Origin of the sequence: Uliginosibacterium silvisoli (assembly GCF_036017035.1) — a bacterium.
GTDB classification, from domain to species: Bacteria; Pseudomonadota; Gammaproteobacteria; order Burkholderiales; family Rhodocyclaceae; genus Viridibacterium; species Viridibacterium silvisoli.
Genome location: NZ_JAYXHS010000002.1, coordinates 132,633 through 150,268 on the forward strand (window position 1 = coordinate 132,633; position 17,636 = coordinate 150,268).

General features: G+C 60.9%; 12 protein-coding genes. 5 read left to right on the forward strand and 7 right to left on the reverse strand.

The window, feature by feature from the left end; translation table 11 throughout:
• Window positions 1-152: 152 nt before the first annotated feature.
• The 3 genes from VVD49_RS10215 to VVD49_RS10225 all read right to left on the reverse strand — a co-directional run bounded on the left by VVD49_RS10215 (window position 153) and on the right by VVD49_RS10225 (window position 4,853).
• Window positions 153-1,916: a M48 family metalloprotease gene (locus tag VVD49_RS10215; protein WP_327599076.1), complete on the reverse strand. Its 1,764-nt coding sequence runs from the start codon at window positions 1,914-1,916 to the stop codon at window positions 153-155.
• A 224-nt stretch (window positions 1,917-2,140) separates the two neighbouring features.
• The gene (locus VVD49_RS10220) at window positions 2,141-2,797 is read right to left on the reverse strand and encodes a response regulator transcription factor (RefSeq protein ID WP_327599077.1); all 657 of its coding nucleotides are present in this window, start codon (window positions 2,795-2,797) and stop codon (window positions 2,141-2,143) included.
• Window positions 2,769-4,853: a PAS domain-containing sensor histidine kinase gene (locus VVD49_RS10225; RefSeq protein ID WP_327599078.1), complete on the reverse strand. Its 2,085-nt coding sequence runs from the start codon at window positions 4,851-4,853 to the stop codon at window positions 2,769-2,771. Before VVD49_RS10225 ends, VVD49_RS10220 begins: the two co-directional genes overlap by 29 nt.
• Window positions 4,854-5,412: 559 nt before the next feature.
• On the opposite strand from VVD49_RS10225, the gene aceE reads away from it, so the two are divergent.
• The 4 genes from aceE (at window position 5,413) to lpdA (ending at window position 12,375) form a co-directional block, all read left to right on the forward strand.
• Window positions 5,413-8,085 (forward strand): pyruvate dehydrogenase (acetyl-transferring), homodimeric type, encoded by a 2,673-nt coding sequence (gene aceE, locus VVD49_RS10230; protein ID WP_327599079.1) that lies wholly within the window; start codon window positions 5,413-5,415, stop codon window positions 8,083-8,085.
• A gap of 97 nt (window positions 8,086-8,182) precedes the next feature.
• A complete protein-coding gene (gene aceF / locus VVD49_RS10235) occupies window positions 8,183-9,853 on the forward strand; it encodes a dihydrolipoyllysine-residue acetyltransferase (RefSeq protein ID WP_327599080.1) in 1,671 nt (556 codons plus the stop codon).
• Between the two features lie 94 nt (window positions 9,854-9,947).
• Window positions 9,948-10,523, forward strand: coding sequence for a hypothetical protein (locus VVD49_RS10240; protein ID WP_327599081.1), 576 nt, complete (start codon window positions 9,948-9,950; stop codon window positions 10,521-10,523).
• 55 nt (window positions 10,524-10,578) lie between these two features.
• Window positions 10,579-12,375 (forward strand): dihydrolipoyl dehydrogenase, encoded by a 1,797-nt coding sequence (gene lpdA / locus VVD49_RS10245; protein ID WP_327599082.1) that lies wholly within the window; start codon window positions 10,579-10,581, stop codon window positions 12,373-12,375.
• Between the two features lie 75 nt (window positions 12,376-12,450).
• Here the strand turns inward: lpdA and VVD49_RS10250 are convergent, their stop codons facing one another.
• Genes VVD49_RS10250 through VVD49_RS10265 form a run of 4 tightly spaced genes read right to left on the reverse strand, consistent with a single transcriptional unit; the run spans window position 12,451 to window position 16,045 of the window.
• On the reverse strand, window positions 12,451-13,653 hold the full coding sequence (locus tag VVD49_RS10250; RefSeq protein ID WP_327599083.1) for a glycosyltransferase family 4 protein: 1,203 nt from the start codon (window positions 13,651-13,653) through the stop codon (window positions 12,451-12,453).
• Between the two features lie 10 nt (window positions 13,654-13,663).
• The gene (locus VVD49_RS10255; RefSeq protein ID WP_327599084.1) at window positions 13,664-14,041 is read right to left on the reverse strand and encodes a diacylglycerol kinase; all 378 of its coding nucleotides are present in this window, start codon (window positions 14,039-14,041) and stop codon (window positions 13,664-13,666) included.
• Window positions 14,008-15,228 (reverse strand): glycosyltransferase, encoded by a 1,221-nt coding sequence (locus VVD49_RS10260; protein ID WP_327599085.1) that lies wholly within the window; start codon window positions 15,226-15,228, stop codon window positions 14,008-14,010. Before VVD49_RS10260 ends, VVD49_RS10255 begins: the two co-directional genes overlap by 34 nt.
• A 1-nt stretch (window position 15,229) precedes the next feature.
• On the reverse strand, window positions 15,230-16,045 hold the full coding sequence (locus VVD49_RS10265; RefSeq protein WP_327599086.1) for a UDP-2,3-diacylglucosamine diphosphatase: 816 nt from the start codon (window positions 16,043-16,045) through the stop codon (window positions 15,230-15,232).
• Window positions 16,046-16,296: 251 nt separating this feature from the next.
• Here VVD49_RS10265 and VVD49_RS10270 point away from each other — a divergent pair, with 251 nt between their 5' ends.
• The gene (locus VVD49_RS10270; RefSeq protein WP_327599087.1) at window positions 16,297-17,472 is read left to right on the forward strand and encodes an acetyl-CoA C-acetyltransferase; all 1,176 of its coding nucleotides are present in this window, start codon (window positions 16,297-16,299) and stop codon (window positions 17,470-17,472) included.
• Window positions 17,473-17,636 lie beyond the last annotated feature (164 nt).

A 17,636-nucleotide genomic window follows, 5' to 3' on the forward strand; every position in this document is an offset into this window, starting at 1 on the left:
CATCGCTTTCCCCCATAAGAAACAACAACGGACACTACCCACTAGCGACCATACTGCGTATTCACTTTACATACAATGATTTGCTGCGTCATCCAGAGATGCGTATCTTTTTACCGGGTTATCTCTTCAAATTTCTTGGCAGTATGAGCGACTCAGTTTTCGAGAAAATCAGACTCTGCGTTCTGCGCCGGCAGCTGATTGACTCGAGAAATTCGTTTGGCTATGTCCTTGTTCCAGACGACCTCATCGTTAACTGCATATAGCCAGCAAGGTGTATCGAGTCGGGCGCAATGAGCCAAGGCATCGTGCATCGCAGCGGGGCCGATCCAATAAAAGCCCAACCCTCCTTGTGTGATCACGAATGCACGCGGCGAAGGCTTCTCCAGAAAGGCCTTGTATTTGGGTAATTCCGCGGCAGACAAAGGGATGGCTGTCAAATCACCTATGCCCGCAAACCCCGAGCCTTTGGGTTGTGCGGTCTGAGAGCCTTTAGTGCGATTACTATTGGTTTGCGGTTGCTCAAACGCTGTTTCTGGATTCCACACGACTTTGTCATTGACCGCGTACAAATAGCAGGGGCCGCGCGCAAATGTCGCGCAGTGGGAAAGAGCGTCAGCCGCCGCATTTGTGCCAAATCGGAATGACCAAGCTCCGTGCCACGACGTCTTGCTAGGGCCGATAGCGAATGCCCTTGGGCGGAGAGGGGAGTCAAGAAAGCGTTGGTACCCGGCAATCCCTTCGTTGTCGATGAAAGGGATGTTGGTCAGTACTCGCAATCGAGGATCCTCTGCGCTGACGCGGCTACTCTCTTTGTCGCTTTCCATGCTCGACGTATTTGTGCGGAAATCTCCCCCTGAGAATGCGAGATGCCGGTCCGGAAGCAATCGTGCGCCGATTTGTACTTTTTGGCGGATTTCCGCGCTCACTGCCTGCAAGCTGGCTCCACGAGATGGTGGGAGCGGGTGGCGCGCGACTAGGCTATCTTTTCCCTGATCGGGCGGAGCACTTGCTACGCGCCTCCAAACAAGCATGGCTCGGGCAATATCGAACTCAGCGGCTGCGACTACATAGCCTCCAAGATAGTCGGCTTCTCGCTCCTCCGTGGATGTGGCCGGTGGGTGGTGTTTGCTGTTGGCCGTTGTCATTTTGAGAGCTCGCGCCGCATGACGCTGATCATGCATGAGTTCGTTGGCAATCAGATATGCGAGCTCGTCGTCGTTGGCTACGAACCGGAGTAGGCCTTGGCTCAAGCTTACCTTTCCAGCCTCAACACGGATCACGAGATTGCTTGTACGCAACAGTTGAAGTTGTACATCGCAAATCTGCTGAGGAAGTACGTTCAGTGAAACTGATTGGTTGCCTCTCTGGAGCTCGAGCGCAACGGGTTCGTTTTGTACGAGTGTTGATGATGGGCGATTCAGTGTCCAAGTTGGCGACACTTGCTTACCTGTCGCCTGATCGATCATCTGAAGCAGGGTGTCTCCTGGACGAACCCCCGCCTTCATCGCAGGGCTATTCAAGGCAACATTCAGAAATCTCGGCTCGCTTATGAGGTTTGATTCACCTTCAACAAAGCCGGCTCTCAAGTCTTTGGGGAGGCTTTCGATCACAAAAGGCGGAATGCCCAAACTGTATTTTCGTCGTTCGGTACAGTAAGGTGCCCCTGCATTTGCAACGGAATAAGTCACTCTCTCCGCGCGCCGCAGATCAGCCAGATAGGTATTTGTGGCGAATTGCCGTTGGATGCTTACTTCGGCAGCAAGTTGTTCTGCCGTTGGTTGAGCCGGTACGGCAGCTTGTGTTGCTGAGCAAATATGGGGTGCTGCGAACAAAAGAATGCTCAGCCAAACAAGATGAGAGTGCAGTGAACGCCTGCAATAGAAGGCTGCCACCGCTATTGCTTCGCCAAGGAGCATGCGTCTAGTCACAGGTTGTGCTCATAGAGTGTCTGACGTGAAACATTCTGGAATGTGCAGAAAAGTCTCGAAGGCGGCATGTGTGATAGCCGCATCGCTGCGATTCAGCAGCCACCGGTGGAGTGAGGCCACATGCGGCTTTGATGCAGGCGCGATCTTGTCACTCTGCCGAAAGATCGACAAGCGTGACTAACGGGCGATTTACCCCGGACTTTCGGGCGTCTTCAGTTGCTCGCGACTTCGCCCTTGGCGTGCAAGACGCTTTGCACCAACTCTGCAAGGGAGTCGGCTTCCATCTTTTCCATGACGCGGGCGCGGTGCACTTCGACGGTCTTGATGGAGATGCCCAGTTCGTCGGCGATCTGCTTGTTGAGGCGGCCGGCGACGATCAGTTCCAGTACCTCGCGCTCACGTGGTGTGAGCTGCTCGATATGACGTAGTGCGTCCGCGCCCTGGCGGCGGTGCTGGTGCTGGCTGCGGTCGCGCGCCAGGCATTGCTCGATGAGGTTGAGCATGTCTTGGTCATGGAAGGGCTTTTCGATGAAGTCGAAAGCGCCTTTCTTGAGCGCCGTGACGGCCATCGGGACGTCGCCGTGGCCTGTGATGAAGATCACCGGCAGGGTGGAGTGCTGGCTGTTGAGTTTCTCGTGCAGTTCGAGCCCGCTCATGCCTGGCATGCGGATGTCGAGAATCAGGCAGCCACGCAGCGTGGGCGTCCACACTTCGAGGAAGGCTTCTGCCGAGGGATAGGAGGCGACCTTGAGGCCGGTGGATTCGAGTAGCCAGACGAGCGAGTCGCGCAGCGCATCGTCATCATCGATGATGTGCACGAGTTGGTCGGCGGACTGGCTTTCAGGAGACGGTGACGGATTGAGGCTCAAGGCTGTTCTCCAGAGGCAAGGTGAATTTGAAGATACTCCCACCGGCGGGGTTTGGGTCGACCCACAAGCGGCCATTGTGAAATTCGATGATGGAGCGGCAGATGTTGAGGCCCATGCCCATGCCCTCGGCCTTGGTGCTGAAGAAGGCGGAGAACAGGCGTTCGCGGTCTGCTTCGCCGATGCCGTGACCGAGGTCGGTGACGGAGACTTCGATCTGGTCGTCGAGCAGGCGTGCGGCGACGACGACGATACGGCGCTCCGGAGGTTGGCCGATTTCCGCCTCTGCCGCATTCTTGACGAGGTTGAGCAGGACCTGCTCGATCATGATGCGGTCCGCATAGACGCTGGGCAGGCCGGGCGCAATATGCGATTCGATCTTGACCCCCAGGCGTTGTGCTTCGATTTCAGCAATGCCCAGCGCATCTTCGGCAATATCCGTCAGGGCAACGTCGTTGCGCTTCGGTTCGCTCTTGCGCACGAAGTCGCGCACCCGACGCACGATGTGGCCGGCGCGTGCGGCCTGCGCATTGGCCTTCTCCATGGCGTTGAGAATGTCTTCGTGTTTGTAGCTGCCGCTTTGCAGGCGGTTTACACAACCCTTGGCGTAATTGGCAATGGCTGACAGGGGTTGGTTCAGTTCGTGGGCCAGGGTCGAGGCCATTTCACCCATGGTGATCAGGCGTGAGGTGCGTGCCAGGCGTGCTTCCTGTTCGCGATTGAGCTCTTCGACGTGCTTCAGCTCGGAGATGTCGGTGGCGACTGCGAGGCGGACGACACGGCCATCGACCCACAGCGTGGCGCGCTCGCGCAGGTGGAACCAGTGGCCGGTGATGGGGTGCTGCAACTCGCCGTCGAACAGTTCGCGTGGTAACTGCGCCGGGTCGAGGTTGCGTGGATCGACAAGATAGTCGCCCAGTTCGGGGCGCGGGATGGCGAGGCCGTCGTGGCCGACGAGGGCGCTGCTGCCGTCGCGGCGCAGGAAGGCGCGGTTGGCGTACAGCACTTCGTCGTCGGCTGCGTCGACCACGTAAACCGCTGCATCGAGACCATCCAACACGGCCGTGAAGCGTTCGTAAGCGGCTTCGAGGTCGCCACGGACGCGTCGTGATTCGGTGATGTCGGTCAATGCGGACATCCAGCCTGTCTGCACGCCGTTGGCGTCGACGAGCGGGGATTCATGCAGGCGCACGTCCAGCGTGCTGCCGTCCGGGCGCTGGATGCGCACGTCGAAGCCTTCCTTCGGCGCTTTGCCGGACAGGCACAGCGCGAGGTTGTGCCAGTTGGCGGCGTGTTCATTCTCCGGCCAGTAGGAGAAGGGCGGTTCGGAGCCGACCAGCTCTTCGGGCGTGCGGCCGGTGATCTCGCAAAACGCATGATTGACGTAAATCGTGCGGCCGCGCAGGTCGATGGCGCGCAGGCCGGTCGATACGGATTCTTCCATGGCTTTGCGGAAGGCTGTCTCGGCGCGCAGCGCGTCCTCAGTGGCGCGGCGGTCCGACACATCATGGGCTACGGCAAAAACCAGGCGGTCGTCCTGCACGGGGTTGGCACTCCACGACAGCCATTTGAAGCTGCCGTCGCCGCAGCGGCAGCGCACTTCGAAGTTGCTGGTCTTGCCTTCGGCCAGGCTGGCGAGTGCGGCCAGAACGATGGGCGTGTCGTCCGGGTGGATCAGGTCTGTGATCGTCTTCTCTGGCAGGTGGTCGGGGCGTTGCCCGAGTACGTTCAGGAAGGCGGGATTGGCGCGCTTGACGCTGCCGTCCATGCCGAGCACGCACAAGAGGTCGAGCGACAGGGCGAAAATCTGGTCGCGTTCGCCGGCAATGATCTCGATGCGCTGGTGCTGCTCGCGCGCCGTCCACAAGCTCCAGCAGGCGACGGCGAGCAGGGCCACGATGAGAAGGGTGGAGAGTGCGTCGACGCTGGTCTCGGTCGGGTTGCCAATGGAGCGGTTGGCGATCCAGATGAGGCCGATGAGGGTGGCGATACCGATGATTACCAACGCGAAGGATGGCGCGCGGGCTTCACGTGATGACGCTGATGCGTGCGGATCCATGGGGGACAGACTTTCGACGGTAGTTGATTGTCTGTGCTGCATCTGCGCGGGCGGCATTGGGTCAAACCCTCACGATACAACAAGGGCGCGGTTTCGCGGGATTTTGCGGGCGCGTTTGCGGTGCCCGTTCAAGCGCGATTTGCCATGAACGAGGATAATCCGGAATACGCTCCGCGGAGGCTTGTTGCGCTGCAACATATTGTTTTGTAAAAGAAAAGATCAGAATACTTGATCCGTTCATAGGCGCTTTTTTGTTGCACAGCGTGAGGGCGTGTTTTATATTGTGAAATCGCCGGTTTGTGCCGGTGAGCATTGGCTTTGACGGATGTCATCAAATTCGGCTGACGAGTGGCGCAAAACCCTCCGCAGCCGAATGCGTGTGTCCGGACGAGAAGAATTCGCAGTTCAGTGGGTGTCGGATCGATCTGATCGATGCGGCACGCACCATCTGGTAGTGCCCCTGTCCGGTTCGCGCGACCCGCGGCCGACGACAACAGCAAACCGCTCGTGATACCCCCATCGGAGCGGTTTGATCAACGCCCATAAGAGGAGAAGCAAGATGGCAGAAATGCCCCACGTGCTCCTGCAGTCCGACCCGGACGCGCGCGAGACACAGGAATGGCTGGAAGCACTGAATGCAGTAATCGCTCAGGAAGGCCCCGACCGGGCGCACTACCTGATCGAGCGACTCATTGAAGCTGCGCGCGAAGACGGCATTGATCTGCCATATAGCGCCACTACGGCCTATCTCAATACCATCCCGTCCGACCAGCAGCCCAAGTACCCGGGCGACCCTGCCATCGAAGAGCGTATCCAGGCGTACCTGCGCTGGAACGCCATGGCCATGGTGGTGCGTGCCAACAAGCACACCAACGTCGGCGGTCACATTGCTTCCTACGCTTCGTCAGCGACCCTCTATGACGTAGGCTTCAACTGGTTCTGGAATGCTGCACATGAAGGTCATGGCGGCGATCTGATTTTCTTCCAGGGCCACTCGATTCCCGGCGTGTATGCACGCGCCTTCATGCTCGGTCGCCTGACCGAAGAGCAGCTCGAGAACTTCCGTCAGGAAGCGGGCGGCAAGGGCTTGTCGTCTTACCCACACCCATGGTTGATGCCGGACTTCTGGCAGTTCCCGACCGTGTCGATGGGTCTGGCGCCACTGCAAGCCATCTATCAAGCACGCTTCATGAAGTACCTGCAGGCGCGTGGCCTCGCCAAGACCGACAACCGCAAGGTCTGGGCCTTCATGGGCGACGGCGAAATGGACGAAGTCGAATCGCGCGGCGCGATCGGCGTGGGCGGTCGCGAGAAGCTCGACAATCTCGTGTTCGTCATCAACTGTAATCTGCAGCGCCTCGACGGTCCGGTGCGCGGCAACGGCAAGATTATCCAGGAGCTCGAATCCGAGTTCCGCGGTGCCGGTTGGAACGTCATCAAGCTGATCTGGGGCACGCATTGGGACGCGCTGTTCGCACGCGACCCGCAAGGCCTCATCAAGCGTCGCATGCTTGAACTGGTCGACGGTGACTACCAGACCTTCAAGGCCAAGGACGGTGCTTACGTTCGAGCCAACTTCTTCAACACGCCTGAACTGCAGGCGCTTGTTGCCGACTACACGGACGAGGACATCTGGCGCCTCAACCGCGGCGGCCATGACATGTTCAAGATCTATTCGGCATACAAGGCTGCGACGGAACACACCGGCCAACCGACACTGATCCTGGCGAAGACCATCAAGGGCTTCGGCATGGGCGAGTCGGGCGAAGCGCAGAACATCAGCCACCAGGCGAAGAAGATGTCGCAGGACGCGCTCAAGTCCATGCGTGACCGCTTCTCGATTCCGGTTGCCGACGACAAGCTCGCCGAGATGCCTTTCATCAAGTTCGAAGAAGGCTCGCCGGAACTCGAATACATGCGCAAGCGTCGCATGGATCTCGGCGGCTACCTGCCGTCGCGCCGTACCAAGAGCGACGACCTGCAAGTGCCGGCACTGAGCGCATTCGATGCGTTGCTGAAGGCTTCCGGCGAAGGCCGCGAATTCTCGACCACCATGGCCATCGTGCGCATGTTCAACATCCTGTTGAAGGACAAGAACGTCGGCAAGCACGTCGTGCCTATCGTTGTCGATGAGTCGCGCACCTTCGGTATGGAAGGCATGTTCCGCCAGTACGGCATCTGGAACCAGCAAGGCCAGCAATACGTCCCGCAAGACCATGACCAGCTCATGTTCTACAAGGAAACGGTCGACGGCCAGATCATGCAGGACGGTATCAACGAAGCCGGCGCCATGGCTGACTGGATCGCTGCTGCAACGAGCTACTCGGTGCACGGCGTGCCGATGATCCCGTTCTACATCTTCTACTCGATGTTCGGCCTGCAACGCACGATGGACCTGTGCTGGGCGGCTGGCGACTCGCGCGCCCGCGGCTTCCTGATCGGCGGCACGGCTGGCCGTACGACGCTGAACGGCGAAGGCCTGCAGCACGAAGACGGTCACTCGCACGTTCTGGCGCACACGATTCCGAACTGCGTCTCGTACGATCCGACCTTCTCCTTCGAAGCGGCCGTGATCTTCCAGGACGGCCTGCGCCGCATGTATGCGGAACAGGAAGATGTGTATTACTACATCACCGTCATGAACGAGAACTACGAGCACCCAGAGATGCCTGCCGGCGCAGAAGCCGACATCATCAAGGGTCTCTACAAGCTCAAGGATGGCGCCAAGTCGAAGGGCCCGCGCGTGCAACTCGTCGGCTCCGGCACGATCTTCCGCGAAGTCATCGCGGCAGCCGATCTGCTGAAGAAGGACTGGGGCGTCGAGGCTGACATCTGGGGCGCACCGAGCTTCAACGAGCTGGCACGTGACGGTCAGGCCACGCAACGCTGGAACATGCTGCACCCGCTCGAAGAGAAGCGCGTGTCGCACGTCGAAGCCAAGTTCAAGGGCTCGCAAGGTCCGGTCATCGTTGCAACCGACTACATCCGCCTGTATGCCGAACAGATTCGTCCGTTCGTGCCGAACAAGTACGTCGTGCTCGGTACCGATGGTTTCGGTCGCTCGGATACGCGTGAAGCGCTGCGTAACCACTTCGAAGTCGATCGTCGCTGGGTCGTCGTCGCGGCATTGTCGGCCCTTGCAGAAGAAGGCAAGGTCGATCGCGAGAAAGTGGCTGCCGCGCTCGTCAAGTACGAGCTCGATCCAAACAAGCCGAATCCAATGACTGTGTGATGAGTGATGAGAGAGGAGTGAGGAGTACGCTCGGCGTAGCCGACCGGAAACTTCAACTCCTCGCTCCTGACTCCTGACTCCTCACTAGGAATAACAAATGAGCCAACTCATCGAAGTGAAAGTGCCGGACATCGGCGATTTCAAGGACGTGCCGGTCATCGACGTCTTCGTCAAGGCAGGCGACACCATCAAGGCAGACGATGCGCTGCTGACACTGGAAACGGACAAGGCGACCATGGATGTGCCGAGCCCGGCTGCCGGCGTGGTCAAGGAAGTGAAAGTGAAAGTGGGCGACAAGCTCAGCGAAGGTGCGCTGGTCCTGTTGCTGGAAGCCGCCGGGGCTGCCGCCGCGGCGCCTGCACCGGCTCCAGCTGCAGCGGCGCCAGCCCCTGCGCCCGCAGCCGCACCGGCTCCGGCGCCTGCTCCCGTGGCAGCGCCAGCGCCTGCAGCCGGCCCTGTCGGTCTGGTTGAACTGAAGGTGCCGGACATCGGCGACTTCAAGGATGTCCCTGTCATCGAGGTGTTCGTGAAGGTCGGCGACACCATCGCCGCCGACGCGCCGCTCGTTGCACTGGAATCCGACAAGGCCACCATGGAAGTGCCCGCGTCGACGGGTGGTGTGGTCAAGGAAATCAAGGTCAAGGTAGGCGATCGCGTCGGCGAAGGCGCAGTTGTCGTCGTCGTCGAAGCAGCTGGCGCCGCGCCTGCCGCGCAAGCTGCAGCACCGGCTCCTGCTCCAGCACCGGCCGTAGCCCCTGCAGCGGCAGCTCCGGTTGCGGCCCCTGCGCCATCCGCTGTCAGTGCTCCTGCTCCGGTGGCAACGGCGCCTGCCGGCAAGGCACACGCCAGCCCGTCCGTGCGTCGTTTCGCGCGCGAGCTGGGTGTCGATGTCGCGCTCGTGCCGGGTTCCGGTCCGAAGGGCCGCATCCTGCAGGAAGACGTGCAGAACTTCGTCAAGGGCGTCATGGCGCAAGTCGCTTCCGGCGGCCTGCAACAGACTCCAGCCGGCACGCCTGCCGGTGGCAATCTCGGTGGCCTCACCGTGCTGCCATGGCCGAAGGTCGACTTCACCAAGTTCGGTCCGGTCGAGTCGAAGCCACTGTCGCGCATCGCCAAGATCAGCGGTGCCAACCTGCATCGCAACTGGGTTGTGATCCCGCACGTCACCAACCATGACGAATGCGATATCACCGACCTCGAAGCCTTCCGCGTGCAGATGAACAAGGAGCTGGAAAAGACCGGCGCCAAGCTCACCATGCTGGCCTTCATGATCAAGGCCGCAGTCGCGACGCTGAAGCAGTTCCCTGGCTTCAACGCTTCGCTGGATGGCGAGAACATCATCCTCAAGCAGTACTACCACATCGGTTTCGCGGCAGACACGCCGAACGGTTTGGTCGTGCCGGTGATTCGTGACGCCGACAAGAAGGGCGTGATCGAGATTGCCAAGGAAATGGGCGACCTCGCCAAGCTCGCGCGCGATGGCAAGCTGAAGCCAGACCAGATGCAGGGTGGCTGCTTCTCCATCAGCTCGCTCGGTGGTATCGGCGGCACGTACTTCACCCCGATCATCAATGCGCCTGAAGTGGCCATCATGGGCGTCTGCAAGTCGGCGACCAAGCCAGTGTGGGACGGCAAGCAATTCGTGCCGCGCCTGATGCTGCCGCTGTCGTTGTCGTGGGATCACCGCGTCATCGACGGCGCCGCTGCGGCACGCTTCAACGCGTACTTCGGTAGCGTGCTGACCGACTTCCGTCGCGTATTGCTGTAAGGCGGAGAGGGGGATGAGGGAGGCGTGAGGAGTACACCCCAAAGCGGGCCGTTTTTCCTCCTCTCTCCTGACTCATCCCTCCTCACTCGAACTTATGACCACACTCACAGTCGTCCGCAAGAACGGTTCAGTCGCGATTGCCGCCGATGGTCTGACGACCTTCGGTGATACGCGACTGCCTGCCGAGTACAAGCGCGATCACGACAAGATCCTGCGTCTCGCGGATTCGTGGATCGGTGTGTGTGGCAGCTCGGCGCATCACCTCGTGCTGGCGAGTGCGTTCCATGAGATCGGCGACGTGCATCTGCGCAGCCGTGCGGAGGTGTATGAAACCTTCCGCCGTCTGCATCCGATCCTCAAGGAGCACGCCTTCCTCAATCCGAAGGAAGACGATGATGATCCCTACGAGTCATCGCAGATCACCTGCCTGATCGCCAATGCCAGTGGCATCTACGGGGTGTACTCGTACCGGGAGGTGTTTGCCTACGACCGCTTCTGGTCGGCGGGTTCGGGCCGTAACTTCGCACTCGGTGCAATGTTCGCAGCGTACAACTCGCAGCTGTCGGCAGAGGACGTGGCGAAGGTGGGCGTGCGGGCCGGCATGGAGTTCGATACCTCGTCGGCAGGTCCGATCAACGCCTATTCGGTGGTGCTGCAAGAGAGTTCGTAATATCGACGCGCGGTTGCCCGGCAACGGCGCGAATGAGTGAAAACAAGGAAAAACCATGAGCCAACTCGTTGAAGTGAAAGTCCCCGATATCGGCGATTTCAAGGATGTGCCGGTCATCGATGTCTTCGTCAAGGCAGGCGACACCATCAAGGCAGATGACGCGCTGCTGACCCTGGAGACCGACAAGGCCACCATGGACGTGCCGAGTCCGGCTGCTGGCGTGGTCAAAGAAGTGAAAGTCAAAGTGGGCGACAAGCTCAGCGAAGGCGCGCTGGTGTTGTTGCTGGAAGCCAGCGGCGCGGCCGCTGCTCCTGCTCCCGCACCTGCAGCCGCTGCTCCAGCCCCGACAGCCGCTCCGGCACCGGCTGCAGCACCCGCGCCTGCACCCGTTGCGGGCAGCTATAGCGGCAAGGTCGACATCGAGTGCGACATGCTGGTCCTCGGCGCCGGCCCTGGCGGCTACTCCGCAGCGTTCCGCGCGGCCGACCTCGGCATGAAGACCGTGATGGTCGAGCGTTACGCAACGCTGGGTGGCGTGTGTCTGAATGTTGGTTGCATTCCGTCGAAGGCGCTGCTGCATGTGGCTGCCGTGATGGACGAGGCATCCCACTTCTCCGACGTCGGCGTGGCGTTTGCAGCACCGAAGGTCGATCTCGACCAGCTGCGCAAGCACAAGGAAAAGGTCGTCGGCAAGCTCACGACTGGCCTCAACGGCATGGCCAAGATGCGCAAGGTCGAAGTCGTGCGCGGCTACGGCAACTTCCTCGATGTCAACCACGTCGAGGTCGAGATGACCACCGGCGATACTGGCCAGGCACGCACCGGCGAGAAGAAGGTCGTGAAGTTCCAGAAGGCCATCATTGCGGCGGGCTCGCAAGCGATCAAGTTGCCGTTCTTCCCTGAAGATCCGCGCATTGTCGATTCGACGGGTGCGCTCGAGCTGCGCCAGATTCCGAAGCGCATGCTGGTCGTCGGTGGCGGCATCATCGGTCTGGAAATGGCCACGGTTTACTCCTCGCTCGGCGCACGCATCGATGTTGTTGAAATGATGGATGGCCTCATGGCCGGTGCCGACAAGGATCTGGTCAAGGTCTGGGAGAAGCAGAACGCGCACCGCTTCGACAAGATCATGCTCAAGACCAAGACGGTTGGCGCGACGGCGCGTGAGGACGGCATCCTCGTCAAGTTCGAAGCCGAGGGTGGTGTTACCGAAGAGCAGAAGTACGACCTCGTGCTCGTGGCGGTTGGTCGTAGCCCGAACGGCAAGAAAATTGCCGCCGACAAGGCCGGCGTTGCCGTGACGGATCGCGGCTTCATCAACGTCGACAAGCAGCAACGCACGAATGTGCCGAACATCTTCGCGATCGGCGACATCGTCGGTCAGCCGATGCTGGCGCACAAGGGCGTGCATGAAGGTCATGTCGCTGCCGAGGCGGCGTTCGGCGAGAAGTCGTTCTTCGATGCCAAGTTGATTCCATCGGTGGCCTACACCGAACCGGAAGTGGCTTGGGCTGGGGTCACCGAAGCTGAAGCGAAAGCCAAGGGCATCAAATTCGGTGTCGGCAAGTTCCCGTGGGCCGCTTCCGGCCGCGCGATTGCCAATGGCGCAGAGTACGGTTTCACCAAGCTGATTTTCGATGAAGAGACGCATCGCATCATCGGCGGTGCCATCGTCGGCCCGAATGCCGGTGACATGATCGGTGAAGTGGCACTGGCGATCGAGATGGGTTGCGACGCGACCGACATCGGCAAGACGATCCATCCGCACCCAACTCTGGGTGAGTCCATCGGCATGGCGGCCGAAGTGTACGAAGGTCATTGCACCGACCTGCCGCCGATGAAGAAAAAGTAATCCGTTTCGGTGTGCAACTCGGCGTGAAACGAAAAAGGCTGCCCGCGGGCAGCCCTTTTTTTTGCGACGACGCGTTCAGGTCAGCGCCGGTTGGATGCCCGGCGGAATGGATGCAGACAACTCGTCGTTAGCCGCCGCACGCAGGATGCTCTCGAATTCCGCAACGACGGCAGCCCAGGTAATGGGTTCGACGCGCGAGCGCGCAGCGTGGCGGCATTGCGCCAGCAGCTTGCTGTCATCGGCCATGCGGCAGGCTGCGGCCATGAATGCGTCTTCGTCTCCCGCGTTTACGGTCAGCCCCTGTTCGCGATCGCGGATCAGCTCGGCCGCCGCAGCGTCCCTGTAGGCCACGACGCCCAGGCCGCTGGCCATGGCTTCCGGCACCACATTGCCATAAGTCTCGGTCAGGCTCGGGAACAGGAAGATGTCGGCGCTGGCGTAATGCGCGGCCAGCTCTTCGCCACGCTTGGCACCGCTGAATACGTGCTCCGGAAAGCTGCGCTCCAGTGCGGCACGCGAGGGACCGTCGCCGACCCAGACCATGCGCGCAGAAGGATGAGCCGCGCGGATGGCTTCGAAAGCGCGTGCTGCCAGTTTGAGATTCTTCTCCGCTGCCAGACGACCGACATTGGTGACGACGAGACTGTCATCCGACGCACCCCATGCGGCGCGCAGTTCGCTGCTCCGCCTGGCGGGGTCGAACAGTACGGTGTCGACACCGCGGCCCAGCACGCGCGCACCGGGGACCCTGGCTTGGGTCAGGCTGTCGACGATGACGCGCGTCGGCGCCATGGTGCTCAGTGTGCGGCGATGAAAGCGCTGCAGGAAGCCGCTGACGATGGGCTTGATGAAGCCGGCGTTGTAGTGCTTGCTGTAGCCGTCGAAGTGCGTGTGATAGCTCGACGTGACAGGCAGCTTCAGGGCGTTCGCTTGCCACAACGCCGACCAGCCGAGCGGGCCCTCCGTCACGATGTGCACGACGTCCGGGCGGGTGCCTTGCCACAGCTTGCGCAGCTGACGATTGGCCGTGAGACCGAACTGCAGGCCGCTGTAGCCGGGCAGGGGCAGGCCGCGCACCAGCACATCGGATGTGGATTGCGTGGCATCGCTCTTCTGGCGCGGCCGGACCACGTCGACATGATGACCACGCTGCCGCAGGCCCTCCACGAGGCGTGACACTGTCATGGCGACACCATTCATTTCTGGTGGCCAGGTTTCGGTGACAAGTGCAACGCGCAGTGTGCCTAAAAGAGGGGTTTGCGGCAGGTCGGATGTCACATCAACTCTCCTATGCGAATCGCTCTACGAGCACGCAGCTCCATACCGCCACGACGTTGAGCAGGGCGACCAGCACGGCCGCACTGCCGATATCTTTCGCTCGTTTCGACAGCAGGTGTTTCTCCAGCCCGACGCGATCCACCGTTGCCTCGATGGCCGAGTTCAGCAGCTCCACGATCAGCACCAGCAGTACACTGCCTATCATCAGCGCGTGCGCGATACCCGAAACAGGTATGAAGATCGCGGCCGGGATGAGAATGACCGCGAGCAGCACTTCCTGTCTGAATGCGTCTTCGAGTCTGTAAGCGTCTTTCAGTCCGGCAAGCGAGTAATGCAAGGCATTCCATAGTCGTGTCAGACCGGTCTTGCCTTTGAAGGGGCTTTCCATGAATTCTCCGTGGCAGTGCTGTGTGAAAGAAGCGAACGATACAGCGCTGTCAGTTTCGCGGTAAGTGCAACATCGGACCATTCGGCCGCCCAGGCGAGGCCCTGCTCGCGCATGCGCGCGCGCAGCTCCGGACTACTCGCGACACGACTGAGCGCGGCGGCAAAAGCTTGTACGTCGTCGGCCGGAACGACTGCTCCCGAGGCCGGCGTGAGAATGTCGCAGGTGCCCATCTCGGCGAGTGCGACAACGGGCAAGCCGGCGGCCATGGCTTCGAGCAGCACCAGCCCTTGTGTTTCGGTGCGCGAGGCGAAGACGAATACGTCGGCCGCGGCGTAGCAATCGGGCAGCTCGGTGGCGCGATCGAGGTAGCCGACGAAGCGCACCGAGTCGACCAGTTGTTCGGCGTGTACACGATCACGCAAGTGTTCAAGCGCCGGACCTTCGCCGGCAATCAACAGCAGCAGGCGCGGGCAGTCACGCAGGGCGTGGCGCAGGGCGTCGATGAGAAAGTCGATGTTCTTCTCGTGTGCCGCACGGCCGACGAAGAGGGCGACCGGCCGGTCTTCGTCGATCTGGTAATGCGCGCGAAAGCGGGCGCGGTCGCCACTGCCGAAACGACTCAACGGAATACCCGTCGGAAGTACGTGCATCGGTCGCGCGATGCCATAAGCATGCAAGCGCTCAGCCATCGGCGAGGAGGGGACGATGATGGCGTCCAGCGCATTGCATTGTTTGCGCGAGATCATGCGTGCCAGGCCGCGCAACCAACCAGCAGGAATGCCCGGTGCGTAGTGATGCAGGTATTCCTCGAACAGGGTGTGATAGCTCGACACGACCGGGCGGCCGGTTGCGCGTGCCACGGCAACGCCAGCCATGTGTGCAGAGAAGGGCGTCTGGATATGGATCAGGTCGCAGGTCCTGGCGGCTTCCATGGCGGCGCGCTTGAAATCGCCCGGTGGCACGAAGCGGTCCTCGCGGTCCAGCGGCACACTCCATGAGCGCAAGCGCTTGACGCGTGGATCTTCCGGGCCGCCTTCCGCCTTGCCGGCGGTATCGCCGTCGTAGCGTGGCGCGATCAGGATGCTGTCGATGCCCTGGGCGTCGAGCTGCTGCCGGTAAGTCTGGATGGCGGTCGATACGCCGTTGATGCGCGGGAAGTAGACATCGGAGATCATCAGCACACGCATTTCACATCTCTCCTGCGAGCGCTTTGCCATCGCCGATAGGCGCTTCAGCTTCATCGCTGTCGTTGTATTCGAGGGAGGCGGCGCTAGCCGTCCAGTTCACCAGTTCGAGACGCCCATCCAGGTGTTCGACGATGCCTGTGCAGCTATCGACCCAGTCGCCGCAATTGACGTAGGTGAGCCCGTTCATGTCGCGGATGGCTGCCCAGTGGATGTGACCGCAGATGACACCATCCAGCCCGCGCGCACGTGCGTCGTGCATGACGCTTTCCTCGAAATCGAAGATGAACTGCAGCGCAGTCTTGATCTTGCGCTTGGCATAACCGGCAAGTGACCAGTAGCCAGACACGCCAAGCTGGCGACGCATCCACGATAGCCAGATGTTGATGCGCACGAGAAGGTTGTAGGAGACGTCTCCCAGCACAGCAACCCATCTGTGGTGACGCGTGACCTGATCGTATTCGTCGCCATGCACGAGAAGGAAGCGCTTGCCATCGGCCATCTCGTGCACCCATTCACGCTCCACGCGAATGTCGCCGAAACTGGTGCCGCAGTAGTTGCGTAGCGCCTCGTCGTGATTACCGGGAATGAACATGATGCGTTCGCCATGACGCGCACGGCGCAGCAGTTTCTGCACGACGGTGTTCTGTGCGCGGCTCCAGTGAATGGAGCGCTTCATGGCCCAGAAGTCGACGATGTCGCCGAGCAGGAAAAGATTGTCGGCTGGATGTTCGCGGAGAAAATCCAGGAGTCGGTCGGCCTGACAGGCGCGGGTGCCGAGATGGATATCCGAAAGGAATACTGTCCGTACGCGAGGCATGGGCGGCATTGTCGGCAGGCTTTATTGCAGGGGCGTGACGTGCAGAAGGCGAGCAGATGAAGATTCGCGCCTTGAGAAGCGCGCAGCAGTCCTCAATTGAAGAGCAAGGCATGGCACGCACCTATCCCCAGCCGCTCCGGGAAAGGTTAAGATCACTCATGCATGCTGCTACGCAACACATTTGATGTCGTTTCGTGTTAGCCGCGGATAGATAGCAGCCACCCCCTTCTCGAATTCACAAGGAGTCAGTCATGGAAAAAATCGTCATCGTTGCAGCCGCGCGTACTGCGGTGGGCAAGTTTGGCGGCGCGCTCGCCAAGGTCTCTGCTGCCGAGCTTGGTGCCACTGTCATCAAGGGCCTGCTGGCCAAGACCGGGGTGGCGGGCGATCAGATCAGCGACGTGCTGCTCGGCCAGGTGCTGACAGCGGGCGTGGGTCAGAATCCCGCACGCCAGGCCGTGATCCGTGCCGGCCTGCCAGATGCGGTGCCGGGCATGACCATCAATATGGTCTGTGGCTCGGGTCTGCGCGCCGTGATGCTGGCGGCACAGGCCATCAAGAGTGGCGACGCGGAAATCGTGATCGCTGGCGGCCAGGAGAACATGTCGGCCAGCCCGCACGTGCTCAATGGCTCGCGCGACGGCTTCCGCATGGGCGACGCCAAGCTGATCGACACGATGGTCAATGACGGCCTGTGGGATGTGTACAACCAGTACCACATGGGCGTGACGGCCGAGAACCTGGCCAAGAAGTACAGCATCTCGCGCGAAGAGCAGGATGCGTTCGCGGCCCTGTCGCAACAGAAGGCGGAAGCCGCGCAGAAGGCCGGCAAGTTCAAGGACGAAATCGTCCCGGTCATCATCCCGAACAAAAAGGGCGACATCACTTTCGACGCCGACGAATACATCAAGTACGGCACGACCGCTGAATCGCTTGCCGGCCTGAAGCCAGCCTTCGACAAGGCCGGCACCGTGACGGCTGGGAACGCGTCGGGCATCAACGATGGCGCCGCCGCAGTGATGGTGATGAGCGAGTCGAAGGCGCGTGCGCTGGGCCTGCCTATCCTCGCCGTGATCGCTTCCTACGCGACCGCTGGTGTCGATCCGTCCATCATGGGCATCGGCCCGGCACCGGCCTCACGTCGTGCCTTGCAGAAGGCTGGCTGGACGATCGACACGCCGGACGTGATGGAAATCAACGAGGCTTTTGCAGCCCAGGCCATCGCCGTCAATAAAGAGATGGAATGGGATACGAGCAAGATCAACCTGAATGGTGGCGCGATTGCATTGGGTCACCCGATCGGTGCATCGGGTTGCCGCATTCTGGTGAGCCTGATTCATGAGATGCAGCGTTCGGACAAGAAGAAGGGCTTTGCGTCCCTGTGCATCGGCGGTGGCATGGGAGTAGCCCTGGCCCTCGAAAGATAATCCGAACGCGCGGCGAGGGGGCTGCGCGGGTGCCGGGCTGCGTTGGCTCGCTCGCCTTGCTTGAGCACTGCTCTGCGCGAGCCGCCTTGCCCGGCATCCCGCTCGCTCCACCCGGGACTCGTTTTTGGGTCTGGTTGTAGGGGATTCAAAAGCAAAAGGCGCGG

Excerpts from the sequence above, each read along its gene's own strand:
- VVD49_RS10225 (WP_327599078.1), bottom strand. The coding sequence starts at position 4,853 with ATGGATCCGCACGCATCAGCGTCATCACGTGAAGCCCGCGCGCCATCC.
- VVD49_RS10265 (WP_327599086.1), bottom strand. The coding sequence starts at position 16,045 with ATGCCTCGCGTACGGACAGTATTCCTTTCGGATATCCATCTCGGCACC.
- VVD49_RS10270 (WP_327599087.1), top strand. The coding sequence starts at position 16,297 with ATGGAAAAAATCGTCATCGTTGCAGCCGCGCGTACTGCGGTGGGCAAG.
- VVD49_RS10260 (WP_327599085.1), bottom strand. The coding sequence starts at position 15,228 with ATGCGTGTGCTGATGATCTCCGATGTCTACTTCCCGCGCATCAACGGC.
- VVD49_RS10240 (WP_327599081.1), top strand. The coding sequence starts at position 9,948 with ATGACCACACTCACAGTCGTCCGCAAGAACGGTTCAGTCGCGATTGCC.
- VVD49_RS10255 (WP_327599084.1), bottom strand. The coding sequence starts at position 14,041 with ATGGAAAGCCCCTTCAAAGGCAAGACCGGTCTGACACGACTATGGAAT.
- VVD49_RS10215 (WP_327599076.1), bottom strand. The coding sequence starts at position 1,916 with ATGCTCCTTGGCGAAGCAATAGCGGTGGCAGCCTTCTATTGCAGGCGT.
- aceE (WP_327599079.1), top strand. The coding sequence starts at position 5,413 with ATGGCAGAAATGCCCCACGTGCTCCTGCAGTCCGACCCGGACGCGCGC.
- aceF (WP_327599080.1), top strand. The coding sequence starts at position 8,183 with ATGAGCCAACTCATCGAAGTGAAAGTGCCGGACATCGGCGATTTCAAG.
- lpdA (WP_327599082.1), top strand. The coding sequence starts at position 10,579 with ATGAGCCAACTCGTTGAAGTGAAAGTCCCCGATATCGGCGATTTCAAG.